14 protein-coding genes are annotated in these 15,353 nt (G+C 72.0%); 6 read left to right on the forward strand and 8 right to left on the reverse strand.

Going from position 1 to position 15,353, the window contains the following annotated elements; translation table 11 throughout:
* Nucleotides 1-155 precede the first annotated feature (155 nt).
* Nucleotides 156-671: a hypothetical protein gene (locus J4G33_RS08885; protein ID WP_208055562.1), complete on the reverse strand. Its 516-nt coding sequence runs from the start codon at nucleotides 669-671 to the stop codon at nucleotides 156-158.
* A gap of 170 nt (nucleotides 672-841) precedes the next feature.
* On the reverse strand, nucleotides 842-1,936 hold the full coding sequence (gene ychF, locus J4G33_RS08890; protein WP_208055563.1) for a redox-regulated ATPase YchF: 1,095 nt from the start codon (nucleotides 1,934-1,936) through the stop codon (nucleotides 842-844).
* Between the two features lie 88 nt (nucleotides 1,937-2,024).
* Between ychF and J4G33_RS08895 the strand changes: the two genes are divergently transcribed.
* The gene (locus J4G33_RS08895; RefSeq protein WP_208055564.1) at nucleotides 2,025-3,374 is read left to right on the forward strand and encodes a DNA recombination protein RmuC; all 1,350 of its coding nucleotides are present in this window, start codon (nucleotides 2,025-2,027) and stop codon (nucleotides 3,372-3,374) included.
* A 6-nt stretch (nucleotides 3,375-3,380) separates the two neighbouring features.
* On the opposite strand, the gene J4G33_RS08900 is transcribed toward J4G33_RS08895, so the two are convergent.
* Nucleotides 3,381-4,409 (reverse strand): 4-hydroxy-3-methylbut-2-enyl diphosphate reductase, encoded by a 1,029-nt coding sequence (locus tag J4G33_RS08900; RefSeq protein WP_208055565.1) that lies wholly within the window; start codon nucleotides 4,407-4,409, stop codon nucleotides 3,381-3,383.
* Between the two features lie 73 nt (nucleotides 4,410-4,482).
* Between J4G33_RS08900 and xseA the strand changes: the two genes are divergently transcribed.
* Genes xseA through J4G33_RS08915 form a run of 3 tightly spaced genes read left to right on the forward strand, consistent with a single transcriptional unit; the run spans nucleotide 4,483 to nucleotide 7,123 of the window.
* Nucleotides 4,483-5,769, forward strand: coding sequence for an exodeoxyribonuclease VII large subunit (gene xseA, locus J4G33_RS08905; RefSeq protein WP_208055566.1), 1,287 nt, complete (start codon nucleotides 4,483-4,485; stop codon nucleotides 5,767-5,769).
* Nucleotides 5,766-6,026 carry an exodeoxyribonuclease VII small subunit gene (locus J4G33_RS08910; protein ID WP_208055567.1) on the forward strand — a complete coding sequence of 87 codons (261 nt, stop codon included), beginning with the start codon at nucleotides 5,766-5,768 and terminating at the stop codon, nucleotides 6,024-6,026. Before xseA ends, J4G33_RS08910 begins: the two co-directional genes overlap by 4 nt.
* Nucleotides 6,023-7,123 (forward strand): carbohydrate kinase family protein, encoded by a 1,101-nt coding sequence (locus J4G33_RS08915; protein WP_307793825.1) that lies wholly within the window; start codon nucleotides 6,023-6,025, stop codon nucleotides 7,121-7,123. Before J4G33_RS08910 ends, J4G33_RS08915 begins: the two co-directional genes overlap by 4 nt.
* A 104-nt stretch (nucleotides 7,124-7,227) precedes the next feature.
* On the opposite strand, the gene J4G33_RS08920 is transcribed toward J4G33_RS08915, so the two are convergent.
* The 5 genes from J4G33_RS08920 to J4G33_RS08940 all read right to left on the reverse strand — a co-directional run bounded on the left by J4G33_RS08920 (nucleotide 7,228) and on the right by J4G33_RS08940 (nucleotide 13,022).
* Nucleotides 7,228-8,505, reverse strand: a complete 1,278-nt coding sequence (locus J4G33_RS08920) for a glycoside hydrolase family 15 protein (protein ID WP_208055568.1) — start codon at nucleotides 8,503-8,505, stop codon at nucleotides 7,228-7,230.
* Between the two features lie 56 nt (nucleotides 8,506-8,561).
* Nucleotides 8,562-9,878, reverse strand: a complete 1,317-nt coding sequence (locus J4G33_RS08925) for an ABC transporter ATP-binding protein (protein WP_208055569.1) — start codon at nucleotides 9,876-9,878, stop codon at nucleotides 8,562-8,564.
* A 74-nt stretch (nucleotides 9,879-9,952) separates the two neighbouring features.
* Complete coding sequence (locus J4G33_RS08930) at nucleotides 9,953-10,795, reverse strand: carbohydrate ABC transporter permease (RefSeq protein ID WP_208055570.1); 843 nt, start codon at nucleotides 10,793-10,795, stop codon at nucleotides 9,953-9,955.
* Nucleotides 10,795-11,790, reverse strand: coding sequence for a carbohydrate ABC transporter permease (locus J4G33_RS08935; RefSeq protein ID WP_307793826.1), 996 nt, complete (start codon nucleotides 11,788-11,790; stop codon nucleotides 10,795-10,797). Before J4G33_RS08935 ends, J4G33_RS08930 begins: the two co-directional genes overlap by 1 nt.
* Nucleotides 11,787-13,022: an extracellular solute-binding protein gene (locus J4G33_RS08940; protein ID WP_208055657.1), complete on the reverse strand. Its 1,236-nt coding sequence runs from the start codon at nucleotides 13,020-13,022 to the stop codon at nucleotides 11,787-11,789. The genes J4G33_RS08935 and J4G33_RS08940 overlap by 4 nt, the downstream gene beginning before the upstream one ends.
* 174 nt (nucleotides 13,023-13,196) lie before the next feature.
* Between J4G33_RS08940 and J4G33_RS08945 the strand changes: the two genes are divergently transcribed.
* Both J4G33_RS08945 and J4G33_RS08950 read left to right on the forward strand, forming a co-directional pair.
* Nucleotides 13,197-13,883 (forward strand): carbonic anhydrase, encoded by a 687-nt coding sequence (locus J4G33_RS08945; RefSeq protein ID WP_208055571.1) that lies wholly within the window; start codon nucleotides 13,197-13,199, stop codon nucleotides 13,881-13,883.
* Nucleotides 13,884-13,916: 33 nt separating this feature from the next.
* Entirely contained in the window at nucleotides 13,917-15,317 is a 1,401-nt protein-coding gene (locus J4G33_RS08950; RefSeq protein ID WP_243758784.1) for a class II fumarate hydratase, read from the forward strand.
* Nucleotides 15,318-15,353 lie beyond the last annotated feature (36 nt).

Consider the following 15,353-nt stretch of genomic DNA (forward strand, 5'->3'; position numbering starts at 1 on the left):
CGCACATCTGCACCGTGGACGCACAGGCGCACCGACGTCCTCGGTGCAGACGTGCGACCCGGACAGGTCGACGCCGGGACCATGCCGCGCGCGCGGCGCCTGCCGCCGGGCTGGGTCAGCTGGTAGGTCCCACCACCCATGGCGGACCTGAGCGGTCAGTCGGACGTGCCCTCGTACTCGAACCCGGGAACTGCCGCCGGGTCGATCACCAGCACCTCGCCCGGCTGGATCGGCTCATCAGGAGCGTGCCCGTTGAGCATCCCGAGCAATCCCCCGTTGTCGACGCAGAGGCGCTCCCCGATCACACCCTCGACGTCCCCCGCTGCAGCCGTGTAGGTCGCGATGCGCCCCTCACCGTCATAGCCGACCTCTCCGTCGGCGAACCTCCGAGACCCCGTGTCCGCAAGGTTCTCCGGAAGGAGGAGCTCGGCCACGCCCTTCCCCCCTGCGGTGCCGATGGACAGGTAGGCGGATCCGGTGCAGTCGCCGGGACCGCCGGCCGGGATCCACGAGCCCTCGCCCACCTCCACGTAGCCGGCCAGCGGATCGAGGTCGCCACCTGCCGCGTCGGGGGATGCCGTCTCCGCCCGCATCGGCGCGGCGAGTGGCTCGAGGGCCGTCACCGCGGCTGTGGCGTCCGGCTCCTCAGACGCCGACGGTGCGCTCGACATCGAGCACCCTGCGATGGCGGCGCCGAGCGCGACAGAGCCGAGTGTCCGGCCCAGTGGCAGGATCCCCCGCACGCGACGCCCCCTCGGTCCTCGCCCGCGCAACGACAGGCACGCATACGCGGCCGCACCCTGGGCGTAGCACCCATGGTAAGGACGGCCACCTGCCCTGACTACACGTTGAAGCGGAACTCCACGACGTCGCCGTCGGCCATGACGTAGTCCTTGCCCTCGATGCGGGCCTTGCCGGCGGCGCGGGCGTTGGCGATGGACCCCGCCTCGACCAGGTCCTCGAAGCTGATGACCTCGGCCTTGATGAAGCCGCGCTCGAAGTCGGTGTGGATCACGCCAGCCGCCTGCGGGGCGGTCCACCCCGTGCGGATGGTCCACGCACGGGCCTCCTTGGGCCCTGCCGTGAGGTAGGTCTGCAGGCCGAGGGTCTCGAACCCGACCCGCGCGAGCTGGTTCAGACCGGGCTCGTCCTGCCCGGTCGAGGCGAGCATCTCGGCCGCGTCCTCGGGGTCGAGGTCGACCAGCTCGGACTCGAGCTTGGCGTCGAGGAAGATCGCCTCCGCCGGGGCCACGAGCTCACGCATGCGGGCCTTGAGGCCCTCGTCGGCCAGGCCGGCCTCGTCGGTGTTCACCACGTAGATGAAGGGCTTGGAGGTCATGAGCTGGAGCTCGCGCAGCGCCTGCGGGTCCACACCTGCCTTGGCGAGGCGGTCGCGGGCCGCGAAGAGGGTCGAGCCCTCGGCGAGCACCTCGTAGGCGCGCTGCGCCGCGGTCAGGACGGCGGCGTCGGTCTTCTTGCCGCGCACCTCCTTCTCGAGGCGGGGCAGAGCCTTCTCGACCGTCTGCAGGTCGGCGAGGACGAGCTCGGTGTTGATGGTGTCGAGGTCGTCAGCCGGGTCGACCTTGCCCGCGACGTGGTGCACGTCCTCGTCGACGAAGGCGCGCACCACCTGGCAGATCGCGTCAGCCTCACGGATGTTGGCGAGGAACTGGTTGCCCATCCCCTCGCCCTCGCTCGCACCGCGCACGATGCCCGCGATGTCCACGAAGGACACCGTCGCCGGCACGACCCGCTCGCTGCCGAAGATCCCCGCCAACGTGTCGAGGCGCGGGTCAGGCAGGGAGACCACGCCGATGTTGGGCTCGATCGTCGCGAACGGGTAGTTCGCGGCGAGCACCCCCGCACGGGTCAGGGCGTTGAACAGGGTGGACTTGCCGACGTTGGGCAGTCCGACGATGCCGATGCTGAGAGCCACGGGGGACGAGTCTACGGGTCGAGCCCGGGGCGGCGCGCAGCGGACCACGGTGAAGCCGGTGTCGGTGGTCCCTGGGAGGGTGCTCGTCATGGAGATCCTGCTGGTCCTCGTCGGCCTGGTCCTCGGCGCAGCCCTGGGCTGGCTCGCTGCGCACCTGAGGCTGGGACACCGCACCCGTCGGCTCGAGGGGCGTCTCACCCAGGCCACGGCCCTGCTCGACGCCGAACGGCGGGTCGCCGCGGAACGGGTCGCGAACGCCCAGGGTGACCAGCAACGGCTCCTCGAGCAGTTCCGCACCGTCGCCTCGGACGCGCTCTCCGCCAACAACCAGCAGTTCCTCGGGCTCGCCGAGCAACGGCTCCGGGCCTCCGAGCAGCAGCACGACGCGACCCTCGCCCAGCGTGAGCAGGCCGTGCGCGCCATGGTCGACCCGCTGACCCGCGTGATCGACCAGGTGAAGGCCGAGATGACCACGGCCGAGCAGGCCCGCACCGCGGGCCAGGCCGCCCTGGGTGAGCAGCTGCGGTCGATGCACGAGGTCTCCGAGCTGCTGCGCAACGAGACGGGCCAGCTCGTCACGGCGCTGCGCTCCTCCCAGGTCCGGGGCCGGTGGGGCGAGCTGCAGCTGCGACGCGTGGTCGAGGCTGCCGGCATGCTCGACCACGTCGACTTCCTCGAGCAGACGGGGACCCGCACCGACGACGGTCTGCAGCGCCCGGACATGGTGGTGCGGCTCAGCGGCGGCAAGCAGGTGGTGCTGGACGCCAAGGTGGCCTTCCTCGGCTACCTCGAGGCCGTGCAGGCGACCGACGACGCCGTGCGGCGCGAACGGCTCGCGGCTCACGGTCGCCACCTGCGCAAGCACGTGGACGACCTCGCGGCCAAGCAGTACTGGGAGCAGTTCTCCCCCGCCCCCGAGTTCGTCGTGATGTTCGTGCCGGCCGAGCCCTTCTTGCACGCCGCCCTCGAGGTCGACCCCGGGCTCTACGAGTACGCCATGGAACGCAACGTGGTGCTCGCCACCCCGATGACCCTCGTCGCGCTGCTGCGCACCGTGGGCTACGCCTGGCGGCAGGAGGCCCTCGCCGCCAACGCCCAGCAGGTGCTGACCCTCGGCCGAGAGCTCCACGGCAGGCTCGCCACCCTCGGCGGCCACGTCGGACGGCTCGGGCGCCAGCTCGACGGAGCCGTCAAGGCCTACAACGAGTCCGTGAGCTCGCTCGAGTCCCGGGTGCTGGTCAGCGCGCGCCGCATGGCCGACCTCCAGGTCACCGACGCCGAGCTCGAGGCGCCTGCCCAGGTGGACCGTGCCGCGCGCCAGGTCCAGGCCCCCGAGCTCGTCGCCGCGCAGGACCACCGCGTCGTCTCCCTCGAGGACCTCACGCCGAGCGCAGCGCCAGGTCGGCCCGAGGCTGAGCGACGCGCCGGCTCGGCCTGAGCGAGGTCAGGCCGGCTCGACCGAGAGCGAGCGGCGGCCACCACGGGTGGGGCGGGGAGGCGCCTGGCCCGCGGCCTTGAGGTCGGCACGCAGCTCGCGCGGCAGCGAGAACATGAGGTCCTCGGTCGCCGTCCGGACCTCCTCGACCGTCGCGTAGCCGCGCGCGGCGAGATCCTCGAGCACGTCGCGCACGAGGATCTCGGGGACCGAGGCCCCTGAGGTGACCCCGACCGTCGAGACGCCCTCGAACCACGCGGGGTCGATCTCCGCAGCACGGTCGATCCGGTAGGAGGTGCGCGCCCCGGCGTTGAGGGCCACCTCGACCAGACGGACCGAGTTCGACGAGTTCGCCGATCCGACCACGATCACGAGGTCGCAGTCCGGGGCGAGCTTCTTGACCGCCACCTGCCGGTTCTGGGTCGCGTAGCAGATGTCGTCGCTGGGCGGGTCCTGCAGGCTCGGGAACCGCTCGCGCAGCCGACGCACCGTCTCCATGGTCTCGTCCACGGACAGCGTCGTCTGCGAGAGCCACACGACCTTGTCCGGGTCCCGCACGGTGACCTTGCCGACCTCGTCCGGGGAGTTGACCACCTGGATGTGGTCCGGGGCCTCGCCTGCGGTGCCCTCGACCTCTTCATGACCGTCGTGGCCGATGAGCAGGATGTCGTAGTCGTCGCTCGCGAAGCGCACGGCCTCCTTGTGCACCTTCGTGACCAGGGGACAGGTCGCGTCGATGGTCTGCAGGGAACGAGCGGCGGCCGAGGCGTGCACGGCTGGGGAGACGCCGTGGGCGGAGAAGACCACGCGGGCGCCCTCGGGCACCTCGTCGGTCTCCTCGACGAAGATCGCACCGCGCTCGGAGAGGCTCTCCACGACGTACTTGTTGTGGACGATCTCCTTGCGGACGTAGACCGGGGCCCCGTAGTGGTCCAGGGCCTTCTCGACCGCGATCACCGCCCGGTCCACTCCCGCGCAGTACCCACGCGGTGCGGCGAGCAGCACACGCTTGGTGTCAGTGGTGGCAGAGGGATTCACCGCCTCAGTCTACGGACCTCGTCCACCCGGGTCCTGCGCGTGCCGCGTCGGTGGCAGATGGCAGGCTGGGCGCGTGACCTCGACCACCGGCGCGCTCCCGGCCCGCGCCCTCGACACCACCGCGGGGACGCCGTGGCCCGTCCGTCACCTCTCGGCCAAGATCGCCGAGTACATCCAGCGCATGCCCAGCGTCTGGGTCGAGGGGCAGGTCGTCCAGCTCAACCGCCGCCCCGGCACCACCCTCGCCTTCCTCACCCTGCGGGACACCGACACCGACGTCTCGGTCCCCGTCTCCCTGCACACCCGGGTCCTCGAGCAGGCCACCACCGAGATCTCCGAGGGCGCGCACGTCGTCGTGCACGTCACGCCGGCGTTCTGGCCCAAGCGCGGCTCGCTGCAGATGCAGGCCGACGAGATCCGCGCTGTCGGCGTCGGGGAGCTGCTCGCGCGCATCGAGCACCTCAAGCGCATCCTCGCCGCCGAAGGGCTGTTCGAGCCCTCCCGCAAGAAGCCGCTGCCCTTCCTGCCACGGGTCGTCGGCCTGATCTGCGGGCGCGAGTCCAAGGCCGAGCACGACGTCGTGGTCAACGCCCGGGCCCGGTGGCCGCAGGTCCGGTTCGAGATCCGGGAGGTCGCCGTCCAGGGCACCCAGGCCGTGAGCCAGGTCTCGGCCGCCCTCGCCGAGCTGGACGCCGACCCCGCCGTGGAGGTCATCGTGGTCGCCCGAGGAGGGGGCGCGGTCGAGGACCTGCTCCCGTTCAGCAACGAGACCCTCGTGCGCGCGGCCGCCGCGTGCCGCACCCCGCTGGTGAGCGCCATCGGGCACGAGACGGACGCGCCGCTCCTCGACCTCGTGGCCGACCACCGCGCCTCGACACCGACGGACGCCGCCAAGCAGATCGTGCCCGACATCGGTGAGGAGCGCGCGCGCCTGCAGCAGGCCCGCAGCCGCATCCGGGCCGCCATCACCCATCGCCTGCACCGCGAGGAGGAGGGCCTCGCCGCGATGCGGAGCCGCCCGGTGCTGGCCCGGCCGCACACGGTGCTCGACGCCGAGGCCGAGCAGGTGGCTCGCCGGCGTCAGGCCGGGCGCCGCGCCCTCGAGGACCGCCTGCACGCCGGCGCCGCCGACGTCAGCCGGCTCGCGGCCCAGGTGCGAGCCCTCAGCCCGGCCGCCACGCTGGACCGCGGGTACGCAGTCGTCCAGCACGGGGACGACCTCGTGCTGCGGGACCCCGCGGAGGTCGAGGTCGGGCAGGCCCTGCGCATCAGGGTGGCCCGCGGCGAGCTGCCGGCGACGGTCGCCCCGGCGACCCCGCGGTTTACTGGACCCGAGCACGAGGACGAAGGAGCGACGTGACAGCCGACGGAAGCCAGGGCGAGGCCATCGCCGACCTCAGCTACGAGCAGGCCCGCGACGAGCTGGTCACGGTCGTCGCCCGGCTCGAGACGGGAGGCGAGACCCTCGAGGGCTCCCTCGCGCTCTGGGAACGCGGTGAGGCTCTCGCCCAGCGCTGCCAGGAGTGGCTCGACGGCGCCCGCGAGAGGCTCGACGCCGCCCGCGCCGCAGGACCCGATCAGACCCCTCCCTCGACGACGAGCAAGGACCAGACATGACCGAGCCCACCGCCCCGCCCGAGCACCCCGACGGCCCCGCCGCACCGGACCAGCCCGGGCCCGAGCCCGTCGGCCTCGACGCACCCCCCTCCGGGGTGATCGAGCGTGACCGGACCGAGGGCGAGATGGACCCGGGCATCGAGCCCTCCCCCGAGGTGATGGTCGACGAGTCCGAGCGCCGCGCCCTGGTCATCGGGGAGGCGCTGATCGACGTGGTGCGCCGACCCGACGGCTCCGCCGAGGAGCACCCCGGGGGGAGCCCGGCCAACGTAGCCCTGGGCCTCGCGCGGCTCGGCCGCCCCGTCGACCTGCTCACCTGGTTCGGCCCCGACGCCCACGGTGACATGCTGCGAGGCCACCTGAGCGGCAACGGGGTGACGATCAGCCCCGGCAGCGACTCGGCCGCACGGACCTCGGTCGCGACCGCGACCCTCGACGAGCAGGGCACGGCCGGCTACGAGTTCGACCTGTCGTGGCAGGTGCCGGAGCGGTGGACGGCCCCGGTGACACCTCCGCTCGTGGTGCACACCGGCTCGATCGCCGCGGTCCTCGAGCCCGGTGGCCCCGACGTCGCGCACGTCCTCGAGGCCCGCCGGGACTCGGCGACGATCACCTACGACCCCAACCTCCGGCCCTCGCTCATGCCTCCCGCGGACCAGACCCGCGAGGTCGTCGAACGGATCGTGGCCCTCGCCGACGTGGTCAAGGTCAGCGACGAGGACCTCGCCTGGCTCGAGCCCGGCGTCGACCCCCTCGAGATCGCACGACGGTGGGCTCAGGCCGGGCCCGCCCTGGTCGTCGTCACACGGGGTGGCGAGGGCGCGACGGGGGTCCTGGCGACCGGCCACGAGGTCGACGTCGCTGCGCCCAGGGTCACCGTCGCCGACACCGTCGGCGCGGGCGACTCCTTCATGGGCGGCCTGATCGACGGCCTGTGGTCGGCGCAGCTCCTCGGCGCCGAGAACCGTGAGGCCCTGAACGCGGCCCCCGCCGAGACCCTGCGCGGAGTCCTCGAACGGTGCGCGGAGATCGCGGCGATCACGGTGAGCCGGGCAGGGGCCAACCCCCCGAACCGGAGCGAGCTCACCGAGCTCTGAGAGGACCGCATCGCGCTCCGCTCACGATCGGTCCGCGCGCGAGCGGCCCGATCCCGAGCGGCCCGGTCCCGATCAGCTGGCCTGCGCGGCCCTGCGCTCTCGACTCAGCCTGTCTCCTCGAGCCGGTCGAGCTCGTCGAGGGTGATGAGGACGGTCGAGGCGGTCCAGGCCAGCGGGGCCACGGCCGAAGGGCTGCCGTCCCAGAGCACCTTCTCGGGCAGGGCCCCACGCTCGGTCCGGTGCTCGTCGAGCCAGTCGAGCCAGTGCTCGGCCTGCTCGACGTCCCCCGAGGCCGCAGCCGTGAGGGCCCAGATCGCGGTCTCCGGGGTCCAGGAGATGCCGTCGGACTTCCATCCCTCCCCGGGGGCGAGCCCGCCCCCCGGGCGCGCCATCCCCTCGGCAGCCGCGGTCCAGGCCTCGGCCACCTCGGCCTCGAGGGGGGCGAAGGGCGGCATGAGGAAGGCCACCGAGGTGTCACGGTGCCTTCCGCCGAGGTGTCGCGGGTAACCGTCTGGAGCGAACTCCTCGTCCACGGCGCGGCTCAGCAGGGCCTCGAGGTCCGCCGCTGACGGCTCCCCCAGCGCCTCGAGGACCGGCTCGGCCGCGCGGACCCCGGCCAGCAGCGGCGCGAGGGTGCCGAGGGTGGGCGCCGTCTCCCGGACCTCCCAGTAGTCGGAGAACACCCCGGGTACCCCGGTGGCCGGATCGATGTTCGACCGGATGGCCGTCACGGACCGCTCGACCAGCGGACGAAGGCGCTCCAGGTCGGCGTCGCGCTGCGCACCGGGCTCGGCCTCGGCATACCACTCGGCCACCGCCCACAGCACCCAGCCGTTGCCGTCGAGCTGCAGACCTCGTTGGTCCGGGACGGCCCCCGTCCCGTCTGGCAGGTACCGAGCCTCGAACACTCCCCCGGTCGAGGTGACGTCCTGCATGACCCGCAGGTAGTCGAGGACCTCGAGAGCATCCTCGGTGTGGCCGGTCCGGGCGAGGGCCACCGCGGTGAAGGAGGCGTCCCGCGGCCAGACGTAGCGCCAGGCCGGGTTGGCCCCGGCGATCGCCGCCCCTCCGGGCAGGACCAGGGCGTCGAGGTCGCGCAGAGCCTGCTCGGCCATGTCGGCGTAGGACTCGGGACCGGGCACCGTGCCGCGCTCGATCCACAGGTTCTGCTCGACACGGTGCGCGGGATCGTCCTGAGCGGTCGGGTCGCCGAGCACCACCTGCGGCAGGCCCGCGGCGTCGACCACGATCCCGTCGGCGTACAGCGGGATCTCCTCGTACCGGGAGTCCACGTGCCACACCGCGACCCCCGCCGTCGCCAGCGCGACGACCGCGGCTGCCGCCCCCACCGTCACCGCACGACGAGAGGGGGCCCAAGACATGGCGCGACGATAGTCGCTGGGTCAAGGAGGTTCCGCCACCGCCGGGGCGCGGTGGGTCAGGAGGCGGCTCGCTCACCTCCGCCGGAGGCCCGTCCGGCCTCGCGCTGCTCCTTGCGCTCGGCGATCCTCTTCTCGCGGGCCTGGGCGCGCTCGAGCGCTGCCTTGCGGTCGGCCTCGTTCTCCTCCTCGATACGAGCCACGGCCTCCTCGTCCCGGGTCAGGTTCTCCCCCGTCTCGGGGTCGAAGACCATCAGACGAGCCGGGTCGAACCAGAGCTGGGCCTCGTCGCCGTCGCGCACGTCGCTCTCGGAGCTCAGGGCCACGATCACCTGGGTGCGCATGCCCTCGCCGTCGAGGTCCCGGTCCAGCTCCTCGAGCTTGGCCGCGACGTCAGGGTGCGTGTCGAAGGGGATGTAGGCGTAGAGCTCGGACCCCAGCCACTCGGTCACGTCGATCTCGGCGTCGAACCGCACCCCGCCCGCGATCTTCTCGCCCTCGAGCAGGGCGGCGTCCTCGACGTGCTCGGGTCGCAGGCCCACGATGACCAGCTTGCGGTCACCGATGCGCTCGCGCAGCGGGCCGTCGATCGGCACCTCCGCGAAGGGCAGACGCATCGTCCCCCCGTCGACCTCGCCCGGCAGGAAGTTCATCGGCGGGGAGCCGATGAACCCCGCGACGAAGAGGTTGGCCGGCTGCTCGTACAGCCCGCGAGGGCTCGCGACCTGCTGGAGCTCGCCCTTCTTGAGGACTGCGACCCGGTCCCCGAGGGTCAGGGCCTCGGTCTGGTCGTGGGTCACGTACACCGTCGTGGTGCCGAGCCGACGCTGCATGCGCGCGATCTCGGTGCGCATCTGCCCGCGGAGCTTGGCGTCGAGGTTGGACAGCGGCTCGTCGAAGAGGAAGGCCTCGGCCTCGCGCACGATCGCTCGCCCCATCGCGACCCGCTGCCGCTGCCCGCCCGAGAGGTTGGCGGGCTTGCGCTCCAGGTGGTCCCGGAGCTCGAGGGTGTCGGCCGCGAGGTTGACCTTGCGGTCGATCTCCTCCTGGCTGAACTGGCCCTTGGTGAGCCGCAGCGGGAAGGCGATGTTCTCGTAGACGGTCAGGTGCGGGTACAAGGCGTAGTTCTGGAAGACCATCGCGAGGTGGCGGTCGCGCGGGGCCTTCTCGTTGACCCGCTTGCCGCCGATCTCCAGGTCCCCCGAGGTGATGTCCTCGAGCCCGACGATCATCCGCAGCAGCGTGGACTTCCCGCAGCCCGAGGGGCCCACCAGGATGACGAACTCACCGTCGGCGATGTCCAGGCTCACGCCCTTGACGGCCGGGAAGCCGTCGCCGTACTTCTTGACGATGTCCTTCAGGACGATGGAAGCCATGGGATCTCCTCGCGGTCTGGGCGGGCGGGTCGGGGCTGATCTGGTGGGCGGTCTGGGCCTGGTCGATCGGGAGGTCAGCCCTTGACCGCGCCCTGGGTGAGGCCGGACACGATCTGACGCTGGAACAGCAGCACGAGCACGACCACGGGGACGGTGACCACCACGGCCGCGGCAGAGATGGAGCCGGTGGGCTCCTCGAACTGCGAGGCACCGGTGAAGAACGCCAGGGCCGCCGGCACGGGTCGGGCTGCCTCGGTCGAGGTCAGCGAGATGCCGTAGACGAAGTCGTTCCAGGCGATGAAGAAGGCGATCAGGGCCGTGGTGAAGACCCCCGGGGCGGCGAGGGGCACGATCGCCTTGCGGAAGGCCTGCCAGCTGGTCGCGCCGTCGACCTGGGCCGCCTGCTCCAGCTCCCAGGGGATCTGCCGGAAGAAGGCCGAGAGGGTCCAGATCGAGATCGGCAGGGTCAGCGAGAGGTAGGGGATGATCAGCCCCGCCCAGGTGTCGTACAGGCCGATGCTCCTCCACACGTTGAACAGCGGGGTGACCAGCGAGATGATCGGGAAGATCGAGACCCCGAGGGCCGTGGTGAGAACGACCCGCTTGCCCGGGAAGTCGAGCCGCGCGATCGCGTAGGCCGCCAGCGTCGCCAGGACGACCGCGATCGCCGTCGCGATGAGCGAGATCCCCACCGAGTTGCGCAGAGCCGACAGGAACAGGCCCTGGGCGTCCCCGACGAGGATCTGCTCGTAGTTGCCCCAGGTCGGGTTCGGGGGGAGGAACGTCCCCGAGTTGAGCTCGCTCGGGCGCTTGAAGCTCGTCGCGGCGACAGCCGCGACGGGGAAGAGCGCGTACACGAGGACGAGGACCGTGATGACCCCCCACCACACACGCTGCTTGGTGCTGAGCCCTGTCATCAGCCCTCCCCCCTCGCGCCGGCCAGATCGACCTTGAACAGCTTGATCGCGGCGAAGCAGATCAGCAGCACGCACAGGAACAGCAGCACGGAGATCGCCGATCCGAGGCCGATCTCGAGCCGCGAGATCGACTGGTCGTAGGCGAGCAGCGAGAGCACCTGGGTGTTGTTCGCGCCACCGGTCATGATGAACACGTTGTCGAAGATGCGGAAGGCGTCCAGGGCCCGGAACAGGACCGCCACCATGATCGCGGCCTTCATGTTCGGGATGACCACGCGCTTGAGCCGCTGCCACCACGTGGCGCCGTCGACCTCGGCGGCCTCCTCGAGGTCGCCCGGGACCTGCGCGAGCCCGGCGAGGAGCAGCAAGGAGATGAACGGGGTCGTCTTCCAGATCTCCGAGGCCATGATGACGAACAGGCTGGGCCCGGTCTCGGCGAACCAGTTGAGGTTCTCGTCGATCCCCGGGACCCACGAGAACCACGAGTTCACGAAGCCCGAGTTGATGTCGAAGGCGTAGAACCACGCGAAGGCCGAGACCACCGTGATGATCCCGTACGGCACCAGGATCGCGGTCCGGAGCAGCCCACGGAGCTGGCGGACCGCCCTGTGCATCACCAGCGCGAGGGCGAAGCCCAGCACCAGCTCGACCAGGACGGTCACGACGGTGATGAGCAGGGTCACCCACATCGAGGACCAGAAGACCGGGTCGGTGAGGATCATGGAGTAGTTGCCCAGCCCGATGAACTCACGCTCGTCCTGGGCGGTGAGCTTGAACCGGAACAGGGAGTCGAACGTGGCCTGGAGGATCGGGTAGGCCGTGACGGCGAGCATGACGACGAAGGCGGGCCCGGCGAGGTACCAGCCGAGGCGGGCCTCCGCCCGGGTCCGGTCGCTGCGCTCGGCCTCATGACCACGACGGACCTCGGCCTCCTCCTGGTCGGCGGCGGCCTGGGGGGTTCGCCCGCCGGCCGCCGGGGTGATCTGGGTGCTCACAGCAGGCGCTCCCCTCGCAGGACGGCGGTGATGAAGTCGGCCGAGCTGGCCGGTGTCGAGTCCGAGACCGCCGAGGCCGGGTGCCAGGTCTCCTGCAACCCGGTCGAGACCTCGTTGTAGAACGGCGTCTGGGGCCTGGGCTCGGCCTGCTCGAGAGACTCACGGATGAGGTCGGCCATCGGGAAGGCGTCCTGCACCGCAGGGTCGTCGTAGGCCGCGGTCGAGGCGGGCGGGTTCCCGTTGGTCGCGAAGTACTCGGCCTGGTTCTCCGGGGCCACGACGCACTCGGCGGCCTCGAGGGCCAGGTCGGTGTGGTTCGAGAAGGCGCCGACGCCGATGTTGATGCCCCCGTACGGCGGACGGCTCTCCTCACCCTCGACCACCTGCGGGTAGATGGCCCAGCCGAAGTCCTCGAGAACCTCGGCGTCGAGGGTCCCGGCGTCCACGGCGTCGACCGTCGCGGTCCACACGAAGGGCCAGTTGACCATGAACGAGGCCCGGTCCCCCTGGAAGACCGAGAGGTTGGCGTTCTCGTCCGCCGTGGGCAGCCCTGGCCCGCCGAGCCCGCCACCACCGATCTCGCCCATGATCCTGGCGGCCTCCCGGCCCGCCTCGGAGTCGAGGCCGAGGGTGATCTCGTCCGTCGGCGCCTCGGGGTTCTCGACGATGGTGCCCCCCGCCGAGGCGACCAGGGCGTTGATCCACACGGTCATCGACTCGGCCTTGGTCCCCTGCACGCCCAGGACGAGGTCCTGCTCCTGGGCGACCTCGATGAGCTGGTCCCAGGTCACCGGCTCCGACATGTCGAGCCCGGCCTCCTCGACCACCGACTCGCGGTACCAGAGCAGCTGGGTGTTGGCCCAGAAGGGCACCGTCACGAGCTCGTCCTCCCAGGTCGCCCCGGCCAGGGCTCCGGCCACGACGTCCTCGCTCACGCGCTCGGCCATCTCGGCGGGGATCTCGGCGAGGAAGCCGGCGTTGGCGAACTCGGGGATGAAGGGCGGGTCCAGGCTCATCAGGTCGATCGAGGCGTCCTCGGCCGCCAGCCGTCGCGCCAGCTGCTGCCGCTGCTCGCTCGCCTCACGGGGCAGCGTCGAGACCTCGATGCGGTAGGCCCCGTCGGCCTCCTCGGTGCACCTCTGGGCGATCACCGCCTGCCCGCCCGCGTCGGGGTTGGTGTACCAGGTCAGGGTCGGCGGCCCGTCCTCGCCCCCGCATCCCACCAGCACCATCGCGGCCGTGAGGCCGAGGGCCCCCGCCGCTGCTCTGCGTCGTCGCACCGCCACTCCTGCCGTCCGGGGGCCGTCGCCGTCGACCGCCCTGCGACATGGCTACACCGCCACCGGGCGGCCCGCCACCCGAGACGGCCTCGGCCCAGGTCGGGGTCGGCCTGCCAGGATGTGCTCATGCCACGGACCCTCACCCCTGCCCAGGCGTGGACCGCTCTCGTCGAGGGCAACGACCGCTTCGTCCGCGGAGACATGGAGCACCCCTCCCAGGGGGTCGACCACCGCACCGAGACCAGCACCGCGCAGTACCCCTTCGCGGTCGTCTTCGGCTGCTCGGACTCCCGCGTCGCCGCCGAGATCGTCTTCGACCAGGGGCTCGGGGACCTCTTCGTGGTGCGCACGGCGGGTCACGTGGTCGACACCACGGTGATCGGCTCGATCGAGTACGGCGTGACGGTGCTCGGCGCCCCGATCGTGATCGTCCTGGGCCACGACTCCTGCGGGGCGGTCGGTGCCGCGGCCGAGGCCCTCTCGACCGGGCGGATGCCCAGCGGGTTCGTCCGCGCGGTCGTGGACCGCGTCATCCCCAGCATCGTCAACCTGCCCGAGCCCGGCACCCAGGACGCGACAGAGCACGACGCCGACCGCCCGATGCTCCCTCCCACCCCGGCGGGTCTCGGCCGTGAGCACGTCCGGCACACGGTGCGGATGCTGCAGAGCTACTCGGCAGCGCTGAGCGAGGCCGTCGCCGAGGGGCGCTGCGCCGTCGTCGGGCTCGAGTACGCCCTCGCCGAGGGGCGGGTCCGTCTGGTCGAGGCCGCAGGCGAGCTGGGCGAGACGACGACGGCACCCCGGCCGGGCTGATCGCGCGCCGCGTGGGGTGCGAGGATGGCGAGCATGACTGAGGAGAGCTACCGCACCGAGCGCGACACGATGGGCGAGGTCCGGGTTCCGGCCGACGCCCTGTACCGCGCCCAGACCCAGCGCGCCGTCGAGAACTTCCCCATCTCGGGGACCCCGCTCGAGCGCGGCCACATCGAGGCCCTGGCCCGCGTCAAGAAGGCCGCGGCGCGCGCCAACGCCGAGCTCGGCGTCCTGCCGGCCGACGTCGCCGACGCGATCGTCTCGGCAGCCGACGAGGTCGCGACGGGGCGGCACGACGCCCACTTCCCGGTCGACGTGTTCCAGACCGGCTCGGGCACCTCGTCGAACATGAACATGAACGAGGTCCTCGCGACCCTCGCCTCACGCACCCTCGGCCGCGAGGTGCACCCCAACGACCACGTCAACGCCTCGCAGTCCTCGAACGACGTCTTCCCCACCTCGGTGCACGTCGCGGCCGCGGCGGGGGTCGTGCGTGACCTCGTCCCGGCCCTGCAGCACCTCGAGGCGGCCCTGAGCCGCCAGAGCGAGGCCCTGGCCGAGGTCGTGAAGTCCGGCCGCACCCACCTCATGGACGCGACCCCCGTGACCCTCGGCCAGGAGTTCGGCGGGTACGCGGCGGCCGTGCGCTACGGCGTCGAACGCCTCGAGGGCGCCCTGCCGCGGGCGGCCGAGGTGCCCCTGGGCGGGACCGCCGTGGGCACCGGCATCAACACCCCGGCCGGCTTCGCGCAGCAGGTCATCGGCTTCCTCCGCGAGGACACCGACCTCCCGATCACCGAGGCGCGGGACCACTTCGAGGCCCAGAGCGCGCGCGACGGCCTGGTCGAGCTCTCGGGGGCGCTGCGCACCATCGCCGTGAGCCTGACGAAGATCTGCAACGACCTGCGCTGGATGGGGTCGGGCCCGAACACGGGCCTGGCCGAGATCTTCCTCCCGGACCTCCAGCCCGGCTCCTCGATCATGCCCGGGAAGGTCAACCCCGTGGTGCCCGAGGCCGTGCTGATGGTCGCCGCCCGCGTGGTCGGCAACGACGCGACCGTCGCCTGGGCCGGGGCCACCGGGACCTTCGAGCTCAACGTGCAGATCCCGGTCATCGCCCAGGGGGTGCTCGAGTCGATCCGGCTGCTGGCCAACGCCTCGCGGGTGCTGGCCGACCGGACCATCGACGGCATCGTCCCGAACGTCGAGCGGGCCCGTGCCTATGCCGAGTCCTCTCCCTCGATCGTCACCCCGCTCAACCGTGTGATCGGGTACGAGGCCGCGGCCAAGGTCGCGAAGCACGCCGTCGCCGAGAAGGTCACCGTGCGGCAGGCCGTGGTCGACCTCGGCTTCGTCGAGCGCGGCGAGGTCACCGAGGCCCAGCTCGACGAGGCCCTCGACGTCATGTCGATGACCCGGCCGCCGGTCGTCTGAGCCGCATCGGCCGCGTGGACCCGGCCGGACGCGTCG

Origin of the sequence: Actinotalea soli (assembly GCF_017565425.1) — a bacterium.
GTDB classification, from domain to species: domain Bacteria; phylum Actinomycetota; class Actinomycetes; order Actinomycetales; family Cellulomonadaceae; genus Actinotalea; species Actinotalea soli.